The following is a 1,084-nucleotide window of genomic DNA, read 5'->3' on the forward strand; positions in this document are numbered from 1 at the left end:
GTACGGGCCCTGCGGCGGTGTCGGCTTCGACGGGTCGTGCGAGGCCGACGCGGGGCACCTCTGCGCGTTCCTCCCCCGCCCGACCGTGCCGTGGACGGGGCTCGACCGCACGACCGACGTCGCCCCGGCTGCGCGCACGGCCGCCGCCGCGCAGACCCTCGACGCCCTCGGCACCCGCCCCTGGGTGGTGGCCGATCTTCCCGCGCGGGCGTTGAGCGTGGCATCCATCGATCGGAGTGCGGCGATCCTCGCCGGAGAGGTGGATGCCGTCCTGGCCGGCGACGCGGGAAGCGCGCGGGTGCAGTTCCCTCCGGCTTACCGCGCGCACCTGCTGCAGCGGCGGGGCCTGCGCGTCTGGACGGGATTGAACATGCGCGACCGTAATCGCGTGGCGATCGAGGGCGAGCTCGCGGCCCTCGCGGTCGAGGGCGTCGCCGGTGTGCACTGCGTGACCGGCGACCACACGCTCGCGGGACACCGGCCGGATGCCACGCCGGTGTTCGACCTCGATTCGACGGAGGCGACCGCCCTGGCCCGCGCCGCCGGGCACGTGGTGTCGGTGGCCGCCTCACCGGCGGCTCCGCCGGTGGATCGACGCGCGGCACGGCTGTGCGAGAAGATCCGGGCGGGAGCGGACGTGTGCTTCATCAATCACGCCGGCGGGGCGGCGCCCGTCCGCCGGTTCGTCGAGGAGGCGGGCGACGGCATCCGCTACATCCCCTGCGTGCCGGTGGTCGTCGATCACGCGTCGGCCGACCTGCTGGAGTCGTTCACGACCCTGGCGTTGCCCGAGGGCTTCGTGGAGCGCGTGCGGCGCTCGCGCGACCCGCGGGCGGAGGGGATCTCGCTCGCGGTGGAGATGGCGCAGCAGATGCTCGCGGTGCCGGGCGTCGTCGGCGTCAACCTGTCGGGCGGTCGCGAGGGCGCCGAGGAGTCGTTCGCCGAGGCGCTCGCCGAGATCGCGCGCCGGCTGCGCTGAGCGCGCGGTCGCGCGCTGGATCCGTCGAGTGTCCAGGAAACGCCGCGCGGTGTCGGGGTGGTGCGGTGTGTTGTGGACACTCGACGGGGGCGCGGGGGACGGGGG

1 protein-coding gene is annotated in these 1,084 nt (G+C 75.1%); it reads left to right on the plus strand.

Annotation, left to right across the window (positions count from 1 at the left end; genetic code table 11):
- A partial coding sequence (locus DBR36_RS12320; protein WP_108319790.1) for a methylenetetrahydrofolate reductase occupies positions 1–979 on the plus strand: 979 nt, incomplete at its 5' end.
- Positions 980–1,084: the final 105 nt, after the last annotated feature.

This window comes from Microbacterium sp. HMWF026, from assembly GCF_003061325.1.
GTDB classification, from domain to species: domain Bacteria; phylum Actinomycetota; class Actinomycetes; order Actinomycetales; family Microbacteriaceae; genus Microbacterium; species Microbacterium testaceum_E.